At 35.1% G+C, this 18,116-nt stretch carries 13 protein-coding genes; 12 read left to right on the top strand and 1 reads right to left on the bottom strand.

Features of this window, described 5'->3' with window-relative positions:
• Window positions 1-14: 14 nt before the first annotated feature.
• Window positions 15-2,105 carry a peptidylprolyl isomerase gene (locus tag Q8S25_RS12620; RefSeq protein ID WP_305538293.1) on the bottom strand — a complete coding sequence of 697 codons (2,091 nt, stop codon included), beginning with the start codon at window positions 2,103-2,105 and terminating at the stop codon, window positions 15-17.
• A 477-nt stretch (window positions 2,106-2,582) separates the two neighbouring features.
• Between Q8S25_RS12620 and nadA the strand changes: the two genes are divergently transcribed.
• The 12 genes from nadA (at window position 2,583) to Q8S25_RS12680 (ending at window position 18,104) form a co-directional block, all read left to right on the top strand.
• Window positions 2,583-3,593, top strand: coding sequence for a quinolinate synthase NadA (gene nadA, locus Q8S25_RS12625; protein ID WP_305538295.1), 1,011 nt, complete (start codon window positions 2,583-2,585; stop codon window positions 3,591-3,593).
• 86 nt (window positions 3,594-3,679) lie between these two features.
• Window positions 3,680-4,852: a cytochrome-c peroxidase gene (locus tag Q8S25_RS12630; RefSeq protein ID WP_305538297.1), complete on the top strand. Its 1,173-nt coding sequence runs from the start codon at window positions 3,680-3,682 to the stop codon at window positions 4,850-4,852.
• A gap of 94 nt (window positions 4,853-4,946) precedes the next feature.
• Window positions 4,947-6,119, top strand: a complete 1,173-nt coding sequence (locus Q8S25_RS12635) for a dipeptidase (protein ID WP_305538299.1) — start codon at window positions 4,947-4,949, stop codon at window positions 6,117-6,119.
• A 21-nt stretch (window positions 6,120-6,140) separates the two neighbouring features.
• A complete protein-coding gene (locus tag Q8S25_RS12640) occupies window positions 6,141-8,033 on the top strand; it encodes a gamma-glutamyltransferase family protein (protein WP_305538301.1) in 1,893 nt (630 codons plus the stop codon).
• Window positions 8,034-8,217: 184 nt separating this feature from the next.
• Window positions 8,218-9,240 carry a recombinase RecA gene (recA, locus tag Q8S25_RS12645; protein ID WP_295191405.1) on the top strand — a complete coding sequence of 341 codons (1,023 nt, stop codon included), beginning with the start codon at window positions 8,218-8,220 and terminating at the stop codon, window positions 9,238-9,240.
• A gap of 220 nt (window positions 9,241-9,460) precedes the next feature.
• Window positions 9,461-10,729 (top strand): acetylxylan esterase, encoded by a 1,269-nt coding sequence (locus Q8S25_RS12650; protein ID WP_305538303.1) that lies wholly within the window; start codon window positions 9,461-9,463, stop codon window positions 10,727-10,729.
• A 19-nt stretch (window positions 10,730-10,748) separates the two neighbouring features.
• The gene (locus tag Q8S25_RS12655) at window positions 10,749-11,579 is read left to right on the top strand and encodes a hypothetical protein (protein WP_305538305.1); all 831 of its coding nucleotides are present in this window, start codon (window positions 10,749-10,751) and stop codon (window positions 11,577-11,579) included.
• 15 nt (window positions 11,580-11,594) lie between these two features.
• A complete protein-coding gene (locus Q8S25_RS12660; protein ID WP_305538307.1) occupies window positions 11,595-12,779 on the top strand; it encodes an acyltransferase in 1,185 nt (394 codons plus the stop codon).
• 2 nt (window positions 12,780-12,781) lie between these two features.
• Window positions 12,782-14,632 carry an acetylxylan esterase gene (locus Q8S25_RS12665; protein ID WP_305538309.1) on the top strand — a complete coding sequence of 617 codons (1,851 nt, stop codon included), beginning with the start codon at window positions 12,782-12,784 and terminating at the stop codon, window positions 14,630-14,632.
• Window positions 14,633-14,636: 4 nt separating this feature from the next.
• On the top strand, window positions 14,637-15,464 hold the full coding sequence (locus Q8S25_RS12670; protein ID WP_305538311.1) for a hypothetical protein: 828 nt from the start codon (window positions 14,637-14,639) through the stop codon (window positions 15,462-15,464).
• Between the two features lie 11 nt (window positions 15,465-15,475).
• Window positions 15,476-16,393 (top strand): 1-acyl-sn-glycerol-3-phosphate acyltransferase, encoded by a 918-nt coding sequence (locus Q8S25_RS12675; protein ID WP_305538313.1) that lies wholly within the window; start codon window positions 15,476-15,478, stop codon window positions 16,391-16,393.
• Window positions 16,394-16,448: 55 nt separating this feature from the next.
• Window positions 16,449-18,104, top strand: coding sequence for an amidase (locus tag Q8S25_RS12680; RefSeq protein ID WP_305538315.1), 1,656 nt, complete (start codon window positions 16,449-16,451; stop codon window positions 18,102-18,104).
• The last annotated feature ends 12 nt before the right edge of the window (window positions 18,105-18,116 follow it).

Raw genomic sequence — 18,116 nt, forward strand, 5'->3', positions numbered from 1 at the left:
ATTTATTAACAATACTAATAAAAACTAAAACGGTAATCTTTAACAGTTGCAGCTTTTCTTAAAGCTTCAATACTTCTGTAAATAGCCATTTTTCTATTTTGTATTAATGCTTGCTTAACTGTTTCAGGTAAAGCGTCGGCGGCTTTGGCGGCTATAGTTTCACCCTTTACTGCAAAAACGCCTGAATTACCAGCAATTAAAGAAGAGGCTTTTCCTTGTATAACTTTATTAAATGCAGCACCAACAATTTTTGGTTCATTACCAACACCATTAATGAATCCAGAACCAAAACTTAAACTATCGGCTCTTAATATTGAAGAGCCAGAAGATTTAGCAATTTCCTCTAAACTACTTCCCTTCATTTTAGAATCAATGATAATTTTAGCTTTTTTATCATTTCTTATTAACCCTTCTACCAATGGTCTTGCTTCAGCAGCACCCATAAGTCCTGCTTTATTAATATTGGTAACCATCGCAACTATAATTTGATCGCCTACTTCTGTAGGATCAGATACGGCACCCTCTTTGTTTTCATAAATCCATCTAACTAAAGAACGAGTGTTAGCCATAGTACCAACAGTAAAATCATTTTGCTTAATTTCAGTTGCAGATAAAATTGGTTTAGCCAATTTTGCAGCATTATCATTAAACTCTTTAGTTCCTTTAGCACCTGATGCAAAAGTAGCAGCAGCAGTATTAGCTTCATTCATTGTTTCATTACTACTAATGATTGGTTTAGCCAGATAAGCTATTTTATATGCAGGAGCTCTGTTTTTTTGACCCAATATTTCAATATAGTGGTAACCAAAATCTGTTTTAACAACACCCTTTGCCCCTACTTGATTATCGAAAGCAAAATCATTAAATGGAATTACCATTTGACCTTGTGGAAAATAATCATACACTCCCCCTTTCTCTTTACTACCACCATCATCAGAATATTTTGAAACCATTGCATTAAAGTCTGCACCATTTTTAATAGCAGTTTGAATACTATCTACTAATTTTTTACCAGTAGAATCATCTCTAACTTGTTGACCACTTTGAGGATCATTAGTGCCAATTAAAATATGTCTTACAGTAACACTGTCTGGCCATTGTTTAATACCAACCATTTTGGCAATTACATAATTATTACCATCTACATAAGGTCCAAATAAACCACCAATGGGTAAACGAATAATAGAGTCTTTGTTCGTTACTTGAATTCTAGAACCACCAAAATAGCTATTATAAAAAGCCAATTCGGTTCCAACTTTTCCTAGAAAAGCAGCAGCGTCTGAAGAAGCAGCAAATTCAGCTTTCAAATCATTAATTTGAGCTAGCGTTGCAGCCGAATCAGCAGAAGTAGGTGCTGCACTAAAAGTTACATATGCAATTGAGCGTGTTTCTTCTTCTTTTTTGAATTCATTACTATGCTTCTTAACATATTTATTAATATCTGCTTCTGAAACTTTAACGCTTGAATCTGGTAAAGCAACATAAGGATAATAAACATAAGATGCAGATGCAACCGCATTGTTATCTGCTTGTTGTTTCTCTACCATCCATTTTGGAACATAAACAGACTGTATTAATAGGTTTTGATATTTATTGCGCAAACTATTTTGAATAGTTGGCTCAATGTATCCAGAATTAATCATCTTAATTTGCTCTGCGTTCTTACTCTTTTTAATTTGTGCAAATGCTCTTTTAGCATCATCCACTTTAAATTCTCCGGTTTTTGGATCGGTGAATTCTTGACGCAAAGGAGAATTTTCGCCAAATAAAATGTCGTTTAATTCTTTGGCAGAAACAGTAAGACCCAACTTGTCAAATTCTTGGTTCAATACTATATTATCTACTTCCATATTGTAGACAGTACCAATTAATTGATCGCGGGTTGCACCTTGTCCCGCATACATGGCTTCTTGAGATTTTAAACGCTCTTCAAAAGCACCACGCTCAATAGAAGTACCATTAACTTTTGCAATAACAGAACTGTTAGAAAAAGCAGATCCACCACGTCCAGCACCATCCTGCAGAATAAAGGCAATCAATGCAACAGCAATGATTACAAAAATAATCCAGGTGCCACGGTCTCGAATAGTTTGAATTACAGACATAATTAATAATTAATATATAATTTATCCCGCTTCATATACGGGGAGGCAAAAATAAGGGAAAAACAGGTAGAATAAGTTGTGGAAAAATATGCACATTATTCTGTTGGTAACCCTAATATTCAGGGGAAAAATCATGTTTTGGCCTAAATTTTTGTGGAAACAAAAAGAATAAATCAAGCTAAAAATGTAAAAAAGGGGTTAATTATAAAAAATCCTATCAACTTATGCTTGTTAATTAACAGTGCAAGAAAAGTGAATTGATAAAATAGCATACTGTGAATTCAATTATACAGCTCTGTTAATAAACAAGGATATACTACTAAAAACAATTAAAACACTGTTTAAAAAAAAGTGAATAATGGTGGATAAACTAAGTAAGGTTAACTTTGCACTATGTGGGTAACTAAGTTATCCCGATATACACACGCATAATAGTAGTAGTTGATTTTATATAAATAATTATTAAATATTATTACTTTGGATATTAACATAGCAAAAGCAGAATTAGTAAAAAACGGTTTTTTAGATTTGGAAATTGATCCGGAATTAGATCTCTTTGCTGAGATACAAAAACTAAAAAAAGAAAAAAATGCCGTTTTACTTGCCCATTATTACCAAGAAACTGATATTCAAGATGTGGCAGATTATATTGGGGATAGTTTGGGTCTTGCACAACAAGCTAAACAAACAACAGCCGATACCATTGTTTTTGCAGGAGTTCACTTTATGGCGGAAACCGCAAAAATTTTAAATCCATCCAAAAAAGTTTTATTACCAGACCTAAAAGCAGGTTGTTCTTTAGCAGACAGTGCCCCTACTGCTTTATTTAAAGCATTTAAAGAAAAACATCCGAATCATATTGTTGTTTCTTATATCAATTGCACCGCAGATATAAAGGCCTTAAGTGACATAATTTGTACCAGTGGAAATGCAGAAAAAATTATTGAAAGCATTCCACTAGATCAGCCAATTTTATTTGCTCCTGATAAAAATTTGGGTGCATACTTAAGTAAAAAGACTGGTAGAGAAATGTTACTTTGGAATGGTGCATGTATGGTTCATGAAATTTTTAGTTTAGAGAAAATTGTTAAACTAAAAATTAGACATCCAAAAGCAAAATTAATTGCACACCCGGAATGCGAAGAAGCTATTTTAAATATTGCTGATTACATTGGCAGTACTACCCAATTATTAAAATACACACAAACAGACAATACATCCGAATATATAGTTGCAACTGAAACAGGTATTTTACACCAAATGCAATTAAATAATCCAACAAAAACATTTATTCCTGCACCTCCAGAAAACAATTGTGCTTGTAATGATTGTCCTTATATGAAACTAAATACTTTAGAGAAAATATACCTCTGCATGAAGTATGAATTACCTGAAATATTAATGGATGAAGAATTAAGGCTACAAGCTTTAAAACCAATGGAAAGAATGATGGATATCAGTAGAGCTGCCGGGTTAATAGGCGGTTAAAAGCCAATTTATTTCTTTTAACAAAGCTTTCTATTTTAAGGATAAACTTTTAAACGAAAAAGGTATCTAAGCCAAAAATGGCTAATATGATAAAGAATGTTTTTTTAAGTTTACTGGTAACTCTTGCAATAATTGCCTGTAATAAAAGTGATGAAACAGTAGTTACTCCAACAATTACTTCAACAGATAATCCTATTATTTCGGCCGCACTAAATTTACCAACAGTACCCTTTGATTATGTTAACTTAAATTTACCAGCGTACTTTTTTGTAAATGCTGGAGGCGGTGCACCTACATCTGTAAATGGTATTGATAATACACCAGCTTCAAATACACTAACAAATAATGGTGCTACATTAGGAAGGGTTTTGTTTTATGATAAAAGTTTAAGTGTAAACAAAACCATTTCTTGCGCAAGTTGCCATAATTCTTCTTTTGGGTTTAGTGATACTGCAGTATTAAGTAATGGTTTTGCAGGAGGAAAAACAGGTAGGCATTCTATGAGTTTAATTAATGCCAAGTTTTATCAACGTGGTAGGTTCTTTTGGGATGAGCGTGCTGCTACTTTAGAAGAACAAGTATTAATGCCATTTCAAGACCAAACAGAAATGGGTATGACAATTCCAACCTTACTTCAACGAGTTAGAGAACAAGCATTTTATGCCCCTTTAATGCAAAATGCTTTCGGAGATACTGCTATAAGTAGTAATAGAATTGCATTGGCCCTTGCTCAGTTTGTTAGAAGTATAGTAAGTAGTAATAGTAAATACGATGCAGGAAGAGCTCAAGCCAATAACCCTGTTGCTAATTTTGCCAATTTTACTGCAGAAGAAAATGAAGGGAAAAGAATATTTATCACCCCTGTTCAAAATGGAGGAGCAGGCTGTTTTGGATGTCATACTACAGAAGCTTTTGTTTCTGCTAATAATGGACCTCGTAATAATGGATTAGACCTTAATACAACCACCGATAATGGTGCAGGTAGAGGAGAATTTAAAACACATACTTTACGCAATATTGAACTTACAGCACCTTATATGCACGATGGCAGGTTTAAGACTTTAGAAGAAGTAGTTGAACATTATAATAGCGGGGTAAAAGCACATCCAAACTTAGATAATGCACTAAAACAACCCAATGGTTCCCCTATCCGATTGAATTTAACTAATGCACAAAAAGCTGCACTGGTTGCATTTATGAAAACATTGACAGATCCTACTATTGCAACCAATACAAAATGGAGCAATCCTTTTAAATAAGTATTATTTTATAATATGAATTGCTTGTTCATCCATTCAAAAATTATTTAGTTGCTAACAGCACAATTTTTTTAGCTTTAGCCAAAGCTATCAAATGAAGTACTTTATTGTTGCACTAATATGTTGTTGTTCTGTTGCTCAAGCACAGTCGTATAAAAAAGTACATCGAAAAGCAATCATGGCAGATTCACACAATGATTTGCTTACCGCTTCTATTGAAAAAAATGTATTAATAGACCAAGACCTAAAAGGAAAAACACATTCCGATTTAAATAGGTTTAAAGAAGCCGGTGTTGATGTTCAACTTTTTAGTGTTTGGTGTGATGGCGATAAACTTCAACCTTACTCTTGGGCTAATAGAGAAATAGATACACTCTATGCTGTAGCAAAACGAAATCCAAAAAAAATTGAAATTGTAGAAACGTATGATGCTTTAAAAAAAGCAGTGCGTAAAAATAAACTGGCTGCCATGTTTGGAGTAGAAGGTGGTCATATGATTGAAGATGATATAAATAAAATAGACTTATTGTATAATAGAGGTGTTCGTTATATGACACTTACCTGGAATAATTCTACCAGCTGGGCAAGTTCTGCAATGGATGAAACAAAATTAAAAAACGATCCTACTGCAAAATTGGGATTGAATGATTTTGGTAAACAAGTGGTACAACGAATGAACCAATTGGGAATGATGGTAGATTTGAGTCATGTGGGCGAAAAAACATTTTGGGACGCTATACAAACAACCACAAAACCCGTTTTAGTTTCTCACAGCAATGCTTATACTCTTTGTCCGGTTTTTAGGAATTTAAAAGACGATCAAATTGATGCTGTTGGAAAAAATGGTGGTGTTATTCAATTAAATTTTTATTCCGCATTTATAGACAGCTCATTCAAAAACAGAGAAAAAGTTTTTTTACAAAACAAACAAGCCGAAATAAAAGAATTGATTGCAAACGGAATGCAGAAAGAATATGCACAAGCAATTGTAGTAGAAAAATACAAAGAAGAATCGTTGGCTATTCAGCCCCAAATGAGCATGCTATTAGATCACTTAGATTATATAGTGAATAGAATTGGGGTAGATCATGTGGGCATGGGCTCCGATTTTGATGGCATTAGTGCTAGCCCACGAGAATTAACAGATGTAACTAGCTATCCTTTAATTACAAAGGCTTTATTAGAAAAAGGATACAGCAAAAAAGACGTAACTAAAATAATGGGCGGAAATTTATTAAGAGTAATGAAAGCCCAAGAAACAAAATAAAACCCCAATCAACTATCTTTTATGAGAAAAAGCTTTTTGACTTCAGCATTATTATTTATTACAACAATGATTGTGGCGCAGGCTACACAAAAGCCGCCATTGCATGGAAAAAATTGGATGGCCATTACGGGTAAACCACTCGCAGCTACTGCGGGATCAATGGTTTTTCAACAAGGCGGAAATGCGGTGGATGCAGCATGTGCAATGTTAGCTGCTACTTGTACTATGTGGGATGTGTTGAGTTGGGGAGGAGAAACCCAAGCCATTATTTACAACCCAAAAACAGGAAAAGTAATTGGTATTAATGCATTGGGTGTTGCCCCCACCGGTGCCACTCCTGAGTTTTTTAAATCAAAAGGGTACCAGTTTCCGCCAGAATACGGTCCGTTGGCTGCTATTACCCCAGGCACTGTAGGCGGTATTATTCATATGTTATCTGAATATGGTACCATGAGCTTAAAGCAAGTGTTGGCACCTGCAATGGATTTGGCCGCGGGTTATCCAATTGACGCGCAAACCGCCAATAGTATTGAAAGGGGTAAAGAAAGGATAAAGCAATGGCCTTATAGTAAAAAAGTATTGCTGCCTCATTTAGGTGAAAAAAGAGAAGCCCCAGAAGCAGGTGAAATATTTGTGCAACAAGACTTATTAAACACGTTAAAAAAACTAGTAGAAGCAGAGCAAACGGCATTAAAGAATAAAAAAACGCGCAAACAAGCTTTGCAAGCAGCTTATGACCGTTTTTATAAAGGAGATATTGCAGATGAATTTGTTAGAGGTGCACAAGAGCAAGGCGGATTAATCACCAAAGAAGATTTGGCTAATTGGAAAGTAAAAGAAGAAGTTCCATCGATGATTAATTATAAAGGCATTGATGTGTATAAACTTACTCAGTGGACACAAGGCCCTTCTATGTTGCAGGCTTTGAATATTGTAGAAAATTTTGACTTAAAAAAAATGGGCTACAATTCGCCTCAATATATTAACACGGTATATCAAAGCATGAGCCTTGCATTTGCGGACCGTGATTTTTATTATGGTGATCCTGCGTTTGCTCCAACCCCTCAGCCCATGAGTGGTTTACTAAGTAAAGGGTATGCTAAACAGCGGGCAGCATTAATCAACCCAGAAAAAAATAATGCCTTAATTGCTCCAGGAGATCCATATCCTTTTGAAGGAAGGGTTAATCCATACAACGAACAAATTAAACAATGGAATTTGGAAATGGACAGCACTGGAAAGAGAAATTTTGTTCCAGCACACGATAGCAGTGTTACAGCTAAAGCGGAATTAGAAGCCTATATGGACCGTCTTTGGAGAGGAACTACCAGTGTTGAAGCTGCAGACAAAGAAGGTTGGGTAGTGTCTATTACACCTAGCGGTGGATGGTTACCTGCTACCATAGCGGGAAACACGGGTATTGGTATGAGTCAGCGGATGCAAAGTTTTGTATTGGATGCTGCCATCAACCCATTTAATGTTGTTGCACCAGGAAAGCGCCCAAGGGTAACACTTACCCCCTCAATGGCATTAAAAGAAGGCAAACCTTATCTTTCATTTGCGGTTCAAGGAGGAGATACCCAAGACCAAAATTTGATGCAGTTCTTTTTAAATATGGTTGAATTTGGAATGACTGTTCAACAAGCATCAGAAGCTGAAAACATTAATACCAACCAACTTTGGTTATCATTGGGTGGTACTAAAATAAAAGACCGTAAACCGAAAGCTGGAGATTTATTGCTTTCTGCTAGAACACCTGAGCCAACCAGAGAGGCATTAAAAAAAATGGGGTACAAGCTCAGTTTTGGGCAACGAACCAGCGGTCCAATTAATGCCATTTTTATAGATAGAAAGCACAATAGCTTATGGGGCGGCTCGTCTAATAACGGAGAAGATTATGGAATTGGCTGGTAAATAGCTAAAAAAACAGCAATAAATGTATTAATACGCTGCCAAACTATTTGGTGGCGTATTATTTTTGGTACAATAAACAGAAAACTAAACACGTTAGTAAAAAAATACTAAAAAAATTAGTGTGTATAATTAAAAACCACTAGTTTTACCACCTCATTAATTTTGACCATCTAAAAAGAACAACATGAGTAATGCAGAAAAATTAAAAGCGCTAAAGCTGACTATTGATAAAATCGATAAAGATTTTGGCAAAGGAAGTGTAATGATGATGAATGAAAAAAGCACAGCCCCAATGGAAGTGGTTTCTACTGGTTCGCTTGGCTTAGATGCTGCATTAGGTGTAGGTGGTCTTCCAAAGGGTAGAATTGTTGAAATATATGGACCAGAATCTTCTGGTAAAACAACGGTAGCAATTCATGTTATTGCTGAAGCACAAAAAAAGGGTGGCATGTGTGCTATTATTGATGCGGAACATGCTTTTGACAGCGCTTATGCACAGAAATTAGGTGTAGATGTAGACAATCTCTTGATTTCTCAACCCGACTATGGAGAGCAAGCATTAGAAATTGCCGATCGACTTATTTTATCAGGTGCATTAGACGTAGTTGTTATTGACTCTGTTGCTGCGTTGGTACCTAAAGGAGAATTGGAAGGCGAAATGGGTGATAGCAAAATGGGATTGCAGGCTAGATTAATGAGTCAGGCCTTGAGAAAATTAACCGCAACCATTAACAAGACCAATACCATTTGTATTTTCATTAACCAGCTCCGTGAAAAAATTGGGGTAATGTTTGGAAATCCAGAAACCACAACGGGTGGTAATGCCCTAAAGTTCTACGCTTCAGTGCGTTTAGATATTAGAAGGATGACACAAATTAAAGACGGTGATACTGCAATAGGAAATAGGGTGAAAGTAAAAGTGGTAAAAAATAAAGTAGCGCCACCATTCCGTGCAGCTGAATTTGACCTTGTTTTTGGTGAAGGTATTAGCAAAGTGGGTGAAATTATTGATATGGGCGTAGAAATGGGTATAGTTCAAAAAAGCGGATCTTGGTTTAGCTATGAAAGCAATAAACTAGGTCAAGGAAGGGAATCGGTTAAAACCTTGTTACACGATAATCCGGAATTATCCAATGAAATTGAAGCTAAAATTAGGGCTAAGTTAATTGTGGTGGCGGAAACTCCCGCTGAAGCAACTGAACAATAAATCGCTTTTTAGATGGGTTAGTAAATTGCCCTGGTCTGCAAAGGCCGGGGCTTTTGTATTAAATTAATCCCTGTTTAGATAATATTCACCCCTATCTAGGCGTTTATCAAACACTTAGTGGCTCTTTAATGCCCTAATTTTTAATTCATTCGTGCAAATGAACGCAAAGGTACCCAGTTATTCTATCCTGAGCGGCCGTATTCTGCAATGCCTAATTTTTATGGCTTGTGTATTCGGTGGTGTTGCGCATGCTCAGAAAGGAATAGGGTTCGATATAAAACCATTCAGAAAAGAAGCCATTTTTAGAGACGACGATAAGATTGGCTATAATCTTCGTTTTCGAAATAATACCAAAGAAAAAATACGAGGCACCATCAAAGCCAAAGTGGTGAATTATAAAGGCGAAGAAGTGTTTAATCAAGAAATGGGTTTTACCATGGACGCCAAAAAGGGGTATATGAAAGACCTATACCTTGAAAATGATAAAACCAAACCGGGCTTCTATCAATTACAACTAATGGTTTCGGCCAATAATTACGTAGATACCCTGAATTTTGGGTATGGGGTTGATCCAGAAAAAGTTTACTCGAATGTTAATAGACCAGCAGATTTTGATCAGTTTTGGGACGATGCAAGAAGAGAATTGGTCAATATTGATCCCAAATTTAGAGTAACAAGAAGGGGCGATCAAAGCACCCGAGATGTAGATGTCTTTTTGGTAGAGTTTCAATCGCTCGAATACCAAACCATTCGAGGTTGGTTGTCGGTACCTAAACGTAAAGGAAAATTTGCTGTTATTTATGAGCTACCTGGTTATTTACAAGATATGCGCCCAGATTCATTAAGAACGGATATGGCGGTTTTTAGGGTAAATGTTCGAGGTCACGGAAATAGTAAAGACAATACCAATGCAGATTTTAATACTTTCAACATAATTAATTTAAATGACCGCAATAAATACATCTATCGAGCTGTTTATATGGATGCACTTCGCGGTTTAGATTTTCTATATAGACACGACTACTTAAAATTAGATCTAAAAAAAGTTATTGTCAAAGGGGAGGGTCAGGGCGCGGTTTTGGCTGCTGTAGTAGCATCTTTAGACAACAGACCGCAGGGTTGCATTATTGAAAGACCTGTATATACCGATATGCGAACCTTGTTTTTTATGGCAGGTTCACAAAAAGTAATGCCTTGGCCAGTGGCCAATTTTCAGGCATATATTAAAAATCCAAGAAACCGATTAAACCAGGATGCTTTATTTAAAAACTGGGACTTTTTTGACCCAGTAAATTTTGCACCAAATATTCGTTGCAGGGTATTGTTTGGGCACAATCAAAAAAATACGATTTGTCCACCTCAAGCTGCAATTGCATTATACAATCAAATAAGAATTGATAATAGAAATATATACATGAGTTTAGATGACAATGGAATGGATCATGTGTATTATAGTTATGAAAGTTTTTGGATGAAAAAAATTCTCTGAGCAACGTAAATAAATATTGATGAAAAAATTATTGAGCCTTATAATTATAGCATTTGTAGCTAATTCAGCTTATGCGGGTTTTCCAATTGGAAGGGGAAAATATTTGTTGGTACCCTCCTATAATTTATATACCACTAAGGGATACTGGGACGCAGCGGGCACCTATATTCCATTCTCTAATGGAGGTAGATTTGCCTCCCATTACTTTGGAATTTATGGTGGTATTGGTATTGGAGAGCGATTGGATTTTGTTGGAAACATCTCTTATATCATGCAAAGAAAACTAGAAACGAATTTAGCTCAGTCTAATTCTAGTTTTGGAGATGCCAGCTTTGGACTTTCTTATTTGTTAAACACCTTTGATTATTCTAAATTTTTGACCGTAACAGGTTCTTTAATTGTTCCATTATATACCAACGATGCAGGTAAACAACCATTTACCGGTTTTCAACAAGTAGGAGGAGAAGTAAAATTCACCTATTCTGGATCTAATGGGGAACGATATTCGAATACTTATTTTGATATTAATTTAGGTGTTCGCCAATATTTTAGCCCAGAGGGACCCACCCAAATTTTTGGTGATGCACTATTGGGAATTCCATTAGACGAAGACAATAAATTGACGTTTCAATTGGCCAGCACCAAATCATCCAGTACCCAAACCGGGTTAGTCTTGAATCCAAACAATTTGTTCTTGAACCGACAGTTTAATTATTTTAGATTAACAGCTGGGTATGGCAGAAAAATCAGCCAAAAATATCAAATTTTCCTCTCTGTTTTTACAGACGTGAACGGAAGGAATACAGGTAAAGGTGGCGGAGGATCCATATCCTTGGTTGGTGAACTATAAAAGCACTTATTTTTAATGACAGCGAAACAATATATACCATCGTTAACTGGTGTTAGAGGCCTGGCATCTATTTTGATTTTTTTTCATCACTTTAATCAAGAAGATTTTCCACCTCTATTGTTTAGGGTATTAAATGAGTTTCATTTTCCACTATCAATGTTCTTTGTATTAAGTGGATTTTTAATTTGTTTGCGTTATTATGATAATGTTGAATTATCTAGTAAATGGATGCGTAAATATTTAAAAAACAGAATCGCTCGCGTTTATCCAATCTATCTTATTTTAACCATTGTTGTTTTCTTATTTGCTTGGATAGCCAATGATACCAGCATTTACAACGGAAAGAATAGTCCACTTACTTTGTTCATCATGAACATCACTTTCCTCAGAGGATTTTTTGATGACATGAAGTTTACAGGTATTGCACAAGGCTGGTCTTTAACCGTAGAAGAGTGTTTTTATTTCTCTGCTCCCATATTTTTTATTTTAATTAAAAGAAGTAAAATTTATTTTTTGGTTGCCCCATTGGTAATTACAGCCTTTGGTGTTCTATTGGTATTGATATTTAGAAACGTAGATTTTTATGGATTTTTTAGTTCATTTAAATTCTTATTTATTTCAACTTTTCTTGGAAGAACGTTTGAGTTTTTTGCGGGAATGGTATTAGCAATGATCATAAGAAAGGCAGACGATTCTGTAAGTAATTTTTCTTTATACACTTGGCTAGGAATCATTGGAATTGCTTGTACCAACCTAATAATGATTAATCAACCAATCAGTAAAGAAGTACCATTTGCACTATACCAACCAATTGGTATTTTTACGAATAATATTTTATTGCCAATTGCAATTGCAACGTTCTTTTATGGTTTAATTAAAGAAAACTCTGTTGTTAAATCTATTTTAGGAAGCAAAACAGGAGAATTAGTTGGAAAAAGCTCTTATATACTTTATTTGATTCACCTTGGTTTTATTTCTAGATTAACTTCAGACTGGTTGCACAATACAGCAGATGTTTTTTATGCTTGGTTAGATAAAAACGAATATTGGTGGCTATCTGAACATTTGAATTATACTGCATTGGTATTGTTTTCTCACCTGCTCGTATTAACCCTTATCTCAATTATTTTGTATAAGTTTATAGAAGAGCCTATCAACTTATACATTCGGAAATCTAACTTCTTAGAAAAGAAAAATTAATTATGATTTTCCATCCAAAAAATAGCACCCTTATTAAAGTTACATTTCTACTTATAGCAGGAATAGTTTTATGGTGCATTGAAGGGAAGGCACAAAAAGGGAAAACCAAAGACCCTGTTACAGTTAGCATTTTACCCTATAATAAGAAAGCAAGATTCAATAAAAAGTTTCCTGTTAAATATAAAATTCAGTTTGTAAACAACTTAAAGGATCCTCAAGAGGGTACTTTGGTATATACCGTATTAGACAATTCCAATCAAGAGGTACTAATCAATAGTTTAGATGTAAAAGTGAATGCCAAAAAAACACTGGTGTCTAATTTTGAGGTACCTATTGTAAAAGAGGGAAACTATACCATCAAAATGACAGTTGAACTTACCAATTTCAACAGTAGTTACGATGGAAGCTTTGCTTATATTGGCCCACCAAGAAAATCTAAAGATCGCAAACCTGAAATTAATCAAGAACCCATTGTTAATACGCCCCCACTTAGTTGGTCTAAAGACAATTTATCGGGCGACGCAAGTAGACAAGCTCTAAATGCAGAAGAAGTAAAAGACGCTCCAGCTACAGAAGAGTACCCCGAAGAAGAAGGGGAAATGATTATCAAGTTAAAGCCCTTTAAAAAGGATGGGGTTTTTTATGATGGTGAAAAAATAAAGTATTCTGTTTCTATTGCCAATAAATATAAAGTAAGACAGGATGGAACTTTTACCGCTATTGTAGAAACAGAGTTAGGAGAAACCGTTAGCTCAACACAGGTTAAACTTAAAATTGCTAAAAAAGGCCAAAAAAATTTCCAGATTGAAATTCCTAAACCTAAAAAGGAAGGAGTATACAATTTGCGAGCAGCAACAAATACTTCCACTTATGATGATACCGCGCAATATGCATTTGGCTACAATATTGGTAAAATCAAAACGCCCTATTATTTGCCACCCGATTTTGATGAATATTGGCAAAACGGATTGAGTGAATTAGCAAAGGTAGACCCACAATATAAAATTTCTAGAGACGAAGAGCATAGCACTAAATACCATGATGTATATAGAGTAGAAATGAAGGGAATAGATGAGTTTCCTTTTTATGGCTACTTATCTATCCCAAAGTTAAAAGGGAAATATCCGGTTATTATTGGTTTTGGTGGGTATAAGAAAGAAGTAATGCCGCTACTTTTTGATGAGTATATTTCTTTTTCTGTAAACGTAAGAGGGATTGATAAAAAACATGAGAAAGAATTTAATCCCGATAACATAGAGCAGATAATGCTAAAAGTTGAAGACAAAGACGCATATGTTTATAAGGGGATTTACTTGGATTGTATAAGAGCAGTTGAATTTGTTTATGCGCATGGTCATATGGGGATGGACCTTAATAGGGTATTGGCTTTTGGTGGAAGTCAGGGCGCAACTATGGGTTTAGTAACTGCGGCATTAATGCCAGATAAAATTAATGCCGTAATTGCCAGCAATCCCGTTTTTGCAGATTGGAAAAATAGTTTTGCTGTTGGTAAAAACAAACGAGAACTGGCCTTCCCTTCAGACGCTATTGTAAGGTACCTAAGAGAAAATCCAGATTTTACCGAAGAACAAATGCTCGAAACCTTCAATTATTTTGACTTACAAAACTTTATGCCAAAAGTAAAGTGTCCAGTATTATATGCGGTAGGTTTACAAGATGAATTTATTGCTCCAGGAAGCGCTATTGCTGCGTACAACAAATTACCTTATGATGCGCTTTCAAAAAGTGAACTATTTATTTTTCCAGACTTAGGACACGAAATACCGGTTTACCATAATTCATTTATTGGTATTTGGTTTAATGAAAAATCTGTAAGTAAAAAGAAAAGATAAGTAGATGCAAAAGAAGTATAACCATATTATTTTACTGATGGCCTGCATACTTTGCAGTGTCAATTCGGCTTTTGCAGATTATCCAATTGGTAAAAAAAGAACAGCCATAACAGGAACCTTTAATTATTTTTATTCTTCCAAATATTTTAATGATCAAGGAAAACTTATAAGCAATAATCCTGGTGATTATTTTCAAGCAAGTTCATATAGTTTAAATATTTCACACGGACTTGGCAGAAGGGTTGATTTGTCTGTAACCATTCCTTTTGCAGTACAAACATTGGTAAATGGAGCTAATTCAGAAACAAAATCAGGAGTTACCGATGTAAATCTTGGCTTATCTGTACACTTTCCCTCTCTTGATTATAAACGATATTTTACAATAAGGGGTAGTGTTGGAATTCCAGCTTATCAAAATATTCAAACACCTTATTTGGGATATGCATCTAAAGCGGTCATGTTGGGCGCCAACTATTCTTTTACACCATACAAAAACGGATTCGCCATTGTGGAGTTTGTTTATTCTAGATTTTTAGACTCCCAAGATGGTCCCAATCAATATAGAGCAGTAATTACAATGGGTAAAATGTATAACAAGCATACTTCGGTAACAGCCTCTCTATCTCATCAAGTTTCTCAAAGTGTAAACACGGCATTTAATCCCAACTTGCAATTGAATAAAAACTTTAATGCCGCTACATTTAATTTAAGTGTAGGTAGAAAGATTAACCGAATGATTACTCCAACTATACAAGCCTATTACACATTGTTGGGTAAAAATGCTGGTTTAGGATTAGGTGCAAATATTTTTGTTACTGTAAGATTACCATAAAATAAAAGGCATTGATTTACTCAATACTTAAGCCGCTTATTCGTGTTGCTTTATTTTTTTTCTGTAGAAAAATATATATACAAAATAGACAGGCTTTCAAGTTAAAAGGCCCACTACTTCTTACTGCTAATCATCCCAACTCTTTTTTTGATGCAATTATAATTGCTGCATTTTTTAAACAACCTATTCATTTTTTAGCCAGAGGAGACGCATTTAACCAACCATACCATCGGTTTTTATTGGGTCTTTTAAATATGATTCCTATTTATAGACTTAGCGAAGGAAAAGAGAATTTGGTACTTAATAACTATGCATTTGCAGCTTCTAAAAGAATACTTGAAAACAATGGAATTGTATTAATTTTTATTGAAGGAATTTGTTTATTGACCAATCAATTACAACCATTTAAAAAAGGAGCCGCTAGAATTGCGTTGGATTATCAGGGAAAAAATTCACTAAATATCCTTCCAATAGGTATTGCATATGATGCTTTTAATAAATGGGGAAAAACGGTTCAGCTAGCATTAGGCAATCCTATTTTAGCAAAAGAACTCTTACCCTTTCAAGATAGAGCAAAAAACATGAACCATTTTAACACGGAAATAAAGCAGCAGCTTAAACAATTAGTCATAGAACCAGCACCCTCGCAAATAATAAACAGTAAAACGCTTCAATCAATAGCTGATCTTGGGATATTATTGCACCAACCACTTTTTAGGTTTATTCATAAGCGAGTTTTTACTAAAACAAAAGGGACGGTATTTTATGATTCAGTCATGTTTGGGTGTTTGTTTATTGCATATCCACTTTATCTCATTCTAGTTACAGGGTTGCTTTACTGCTTATTTGGTTATCCTGCTTTTATCATTTTAGTGTTATTCATTCTTTCTGCAAGAACAATTGTTCCTTGTAAAAACCCTACTAAATAATTGTTCAAACTATCCTATATTGGTAATTTGTAGCTGTGCGCTAAAAAATTTATCTATGAAAAAATACACCATTCTAATTGCGCTTTTAATTGGGTTGCAATCCTATGCACAAGACACTATTGCTAAACAAGATATTGTATCGGCAGCAAAACTATTTGACTTACAATACAATAATAAAGAGGTAGATACCATGTATGCAGGTATTAAAGACAACCTAAAAGTGTATAGAGATATGCATCAAACCAGCTTAAACAATGGCCTACCTATGAGCCTATGGCAAAGTCCTATTGTTCCTGGAATGCAAATTGAAACAAAGCAAAATGCCATTAAATGGAAGTTTAATAAAAATATAAAAAGCCCAATTAACAAATTTGAGCTTGCCTTTTTTAGCGTTGCAGAATTATCTATTTTAATTAAAACAAAACAAATTAGTTCTGTAGAACTTACCCAGTTTTTTATTGAAAGAATAAAACAATTTGCAGACAGCCTTCAATGTGTAATATCTATAACAGAATCAATTGCCCTTGAACAAGCAAAAGCGGCAGATGATGAAATTGCATCGGGAAAATATCGCGGACTACTGCATGGTATTCCATATGGATTAAAAGATTTGTTTGCCGTAAAAGGAACAAAAACAACTTGGGGCGCCGAACCGTATAAAAATCAAGTAATTGATGAAGACGCATATGTGTACAATCGATTAAAAGATGCTGGAGCAATATTAGTGGCAAAGTTTACCTTGGGTGCTTTAGCCATGGGAGATTATTGGTATGGGGGAAGAACAAAAAACCCCTGGAACTTAAAAACAGGTTCTTCGGGATCATCGGCTGGTTCTGCTTCTGCAACAGTTGCTGGTTTGGTTCCTTTTGCAATTGGAACAGAAACCTGGGGTTCAATTATTTCTCCATCATCTACTTGTGGAGCAACTGGGTTAAGGCCAACGTTTGGAAGAATTAGTAGAACAGGTGCTATGGCATTAAGCTGGAGTTTAGATAAGATTGGTCCAATATGCAGGTCTGCAGAAGACGCAGCAATCGTATTTAACTATATACACGGTACCGATGGTTTAGATAGGTCTGCAGTAAATATTCCATTTAACTATCAACCAGAGGGAGACATTAAAAAATTGCGAATCGGGTATGCAAAAAACTATTTTGACCTTATTAAAGACACATCAAGAAATGAATGGAAAGTATTAGAAACGTTTAAGAAAATGGGGGTACAGTTAATTCCAATTGAATTTCCAGATACCGCAGTTTATAAAGCCAATATTATGGATGTAATTATTAGCGCAGAATCCGCGGCTGCATTTGATGGCTTAACCAGATTAAATATAGACGACGAGTTAACAAGACAAGGGCCTTTTGATTGGCCAAATAGTTTTAGGGTTTCTAGATTGGTACCAGCAGTGGAATATGTAAATGCCAATCGCATGCGTTACCAGCTGCAACAAAAAATCCACGCAGCATTAAGCAGTGTTGATGTGCTTATTTGCCCAACAAGGGGAAGCGGAAATCAATCAGCCATAACCAACTTAACAGGTCAGCCGGTGGTTTGTACACCTACAGGTTTTGATAAAAGGTCTGGATTACCTACTAGTATAAGTTTTATAGGCAACTTATACCAAGAAGCAGCAATATTGTTGGCTGCAAAAAATTATCAAAAAGCAACCGATTGGGAAAACACTTATCCACCCCTATTTTTGAAATAAGCGGTTTTAAAA

The organism is Sediminibacterium sp., assembly GCF_030695065.1.
In the GTDB taxonomy this organism is placed as follows: Bacteria; Bacteroidota; Bacteroidia; order Chitinophagales; family Chitinophagaceae; genus Sediminibacterium.

Coding starts and splice junctions, on each gene's coding strand:
- recA (WP_295191405.1), top strand. CDS start 8,218: ATGAGTAATGCAGAAAAATTAAAAGCGCTAAAGCTGACTATTGATAAA.
- Q8S25_RS12650 (WP_305538303.1), top strand. CDS start 9,461: ATGGCTTGTGTATTCGGTGGTGTTGCGCATGCTCAGAAAGGAATAGGG.
- Q8S25_RS12670 (WP_305538311.1), top strand. CDS start 14,637: ATGCAAAAGAAGTATAACCATATTATTTTACTGATGGCCTGCATACTT.
- Q8S25_RS12620 (WP_305538293.1), bottom strand. CDS start 2,105: ATGTCTGTAATTCAAACTATTCGAGACCGTGGCACCTGGATTATTTTT.
- Q8S25_RS12655 (WP_305538305.1), top strand. CDS start 10,749: ATGAAAAAATTATTGAGCCTTATAATTATAGCATTTGTAGCTAATTCA.
- Q8S25_RS12680 (WP_305538315.1), top strand. CDS start 16,449: ATGAAAAAATACACCATTCTAATTGCGCTTTTAATTGGGTTGCAATCC.
- Q8S25_RS12635 (WP_305538299.1), top strand. CDS start 4,947: ATGAAGTACTTTATTGTTGCACTAATATGTTGTTGTTCTGTTGCTCAA.
- Q8S25_RS12665 (WP_305538309.1), top strand. CDS start 12,782: ATGATTTTCCATCCAAAAAATAGCACCCTTATTAAAGTTACATTTCTA.
- Q8S25_RS12640 (WP_305538301.1), top strand. CDS start 6,141: ATGAGAAAAAGCTTTTTGACTTCAGCATTATTATTTATTACAACAATG.
- Q8S25_RS12630 (WP_305538297.1), top strand. CDS start 3,680: ATGATAAAGAATGTTTTTTTAAGTTTACTGGTAACTCTTGCAATAATT.
- Q8S25_RS12660 (WP_305538307.1), top strand. CDS start 11,595: ATGACAGCGAAACAATATATACCATCGTTAACTGGTGTTAGAGGCCTG.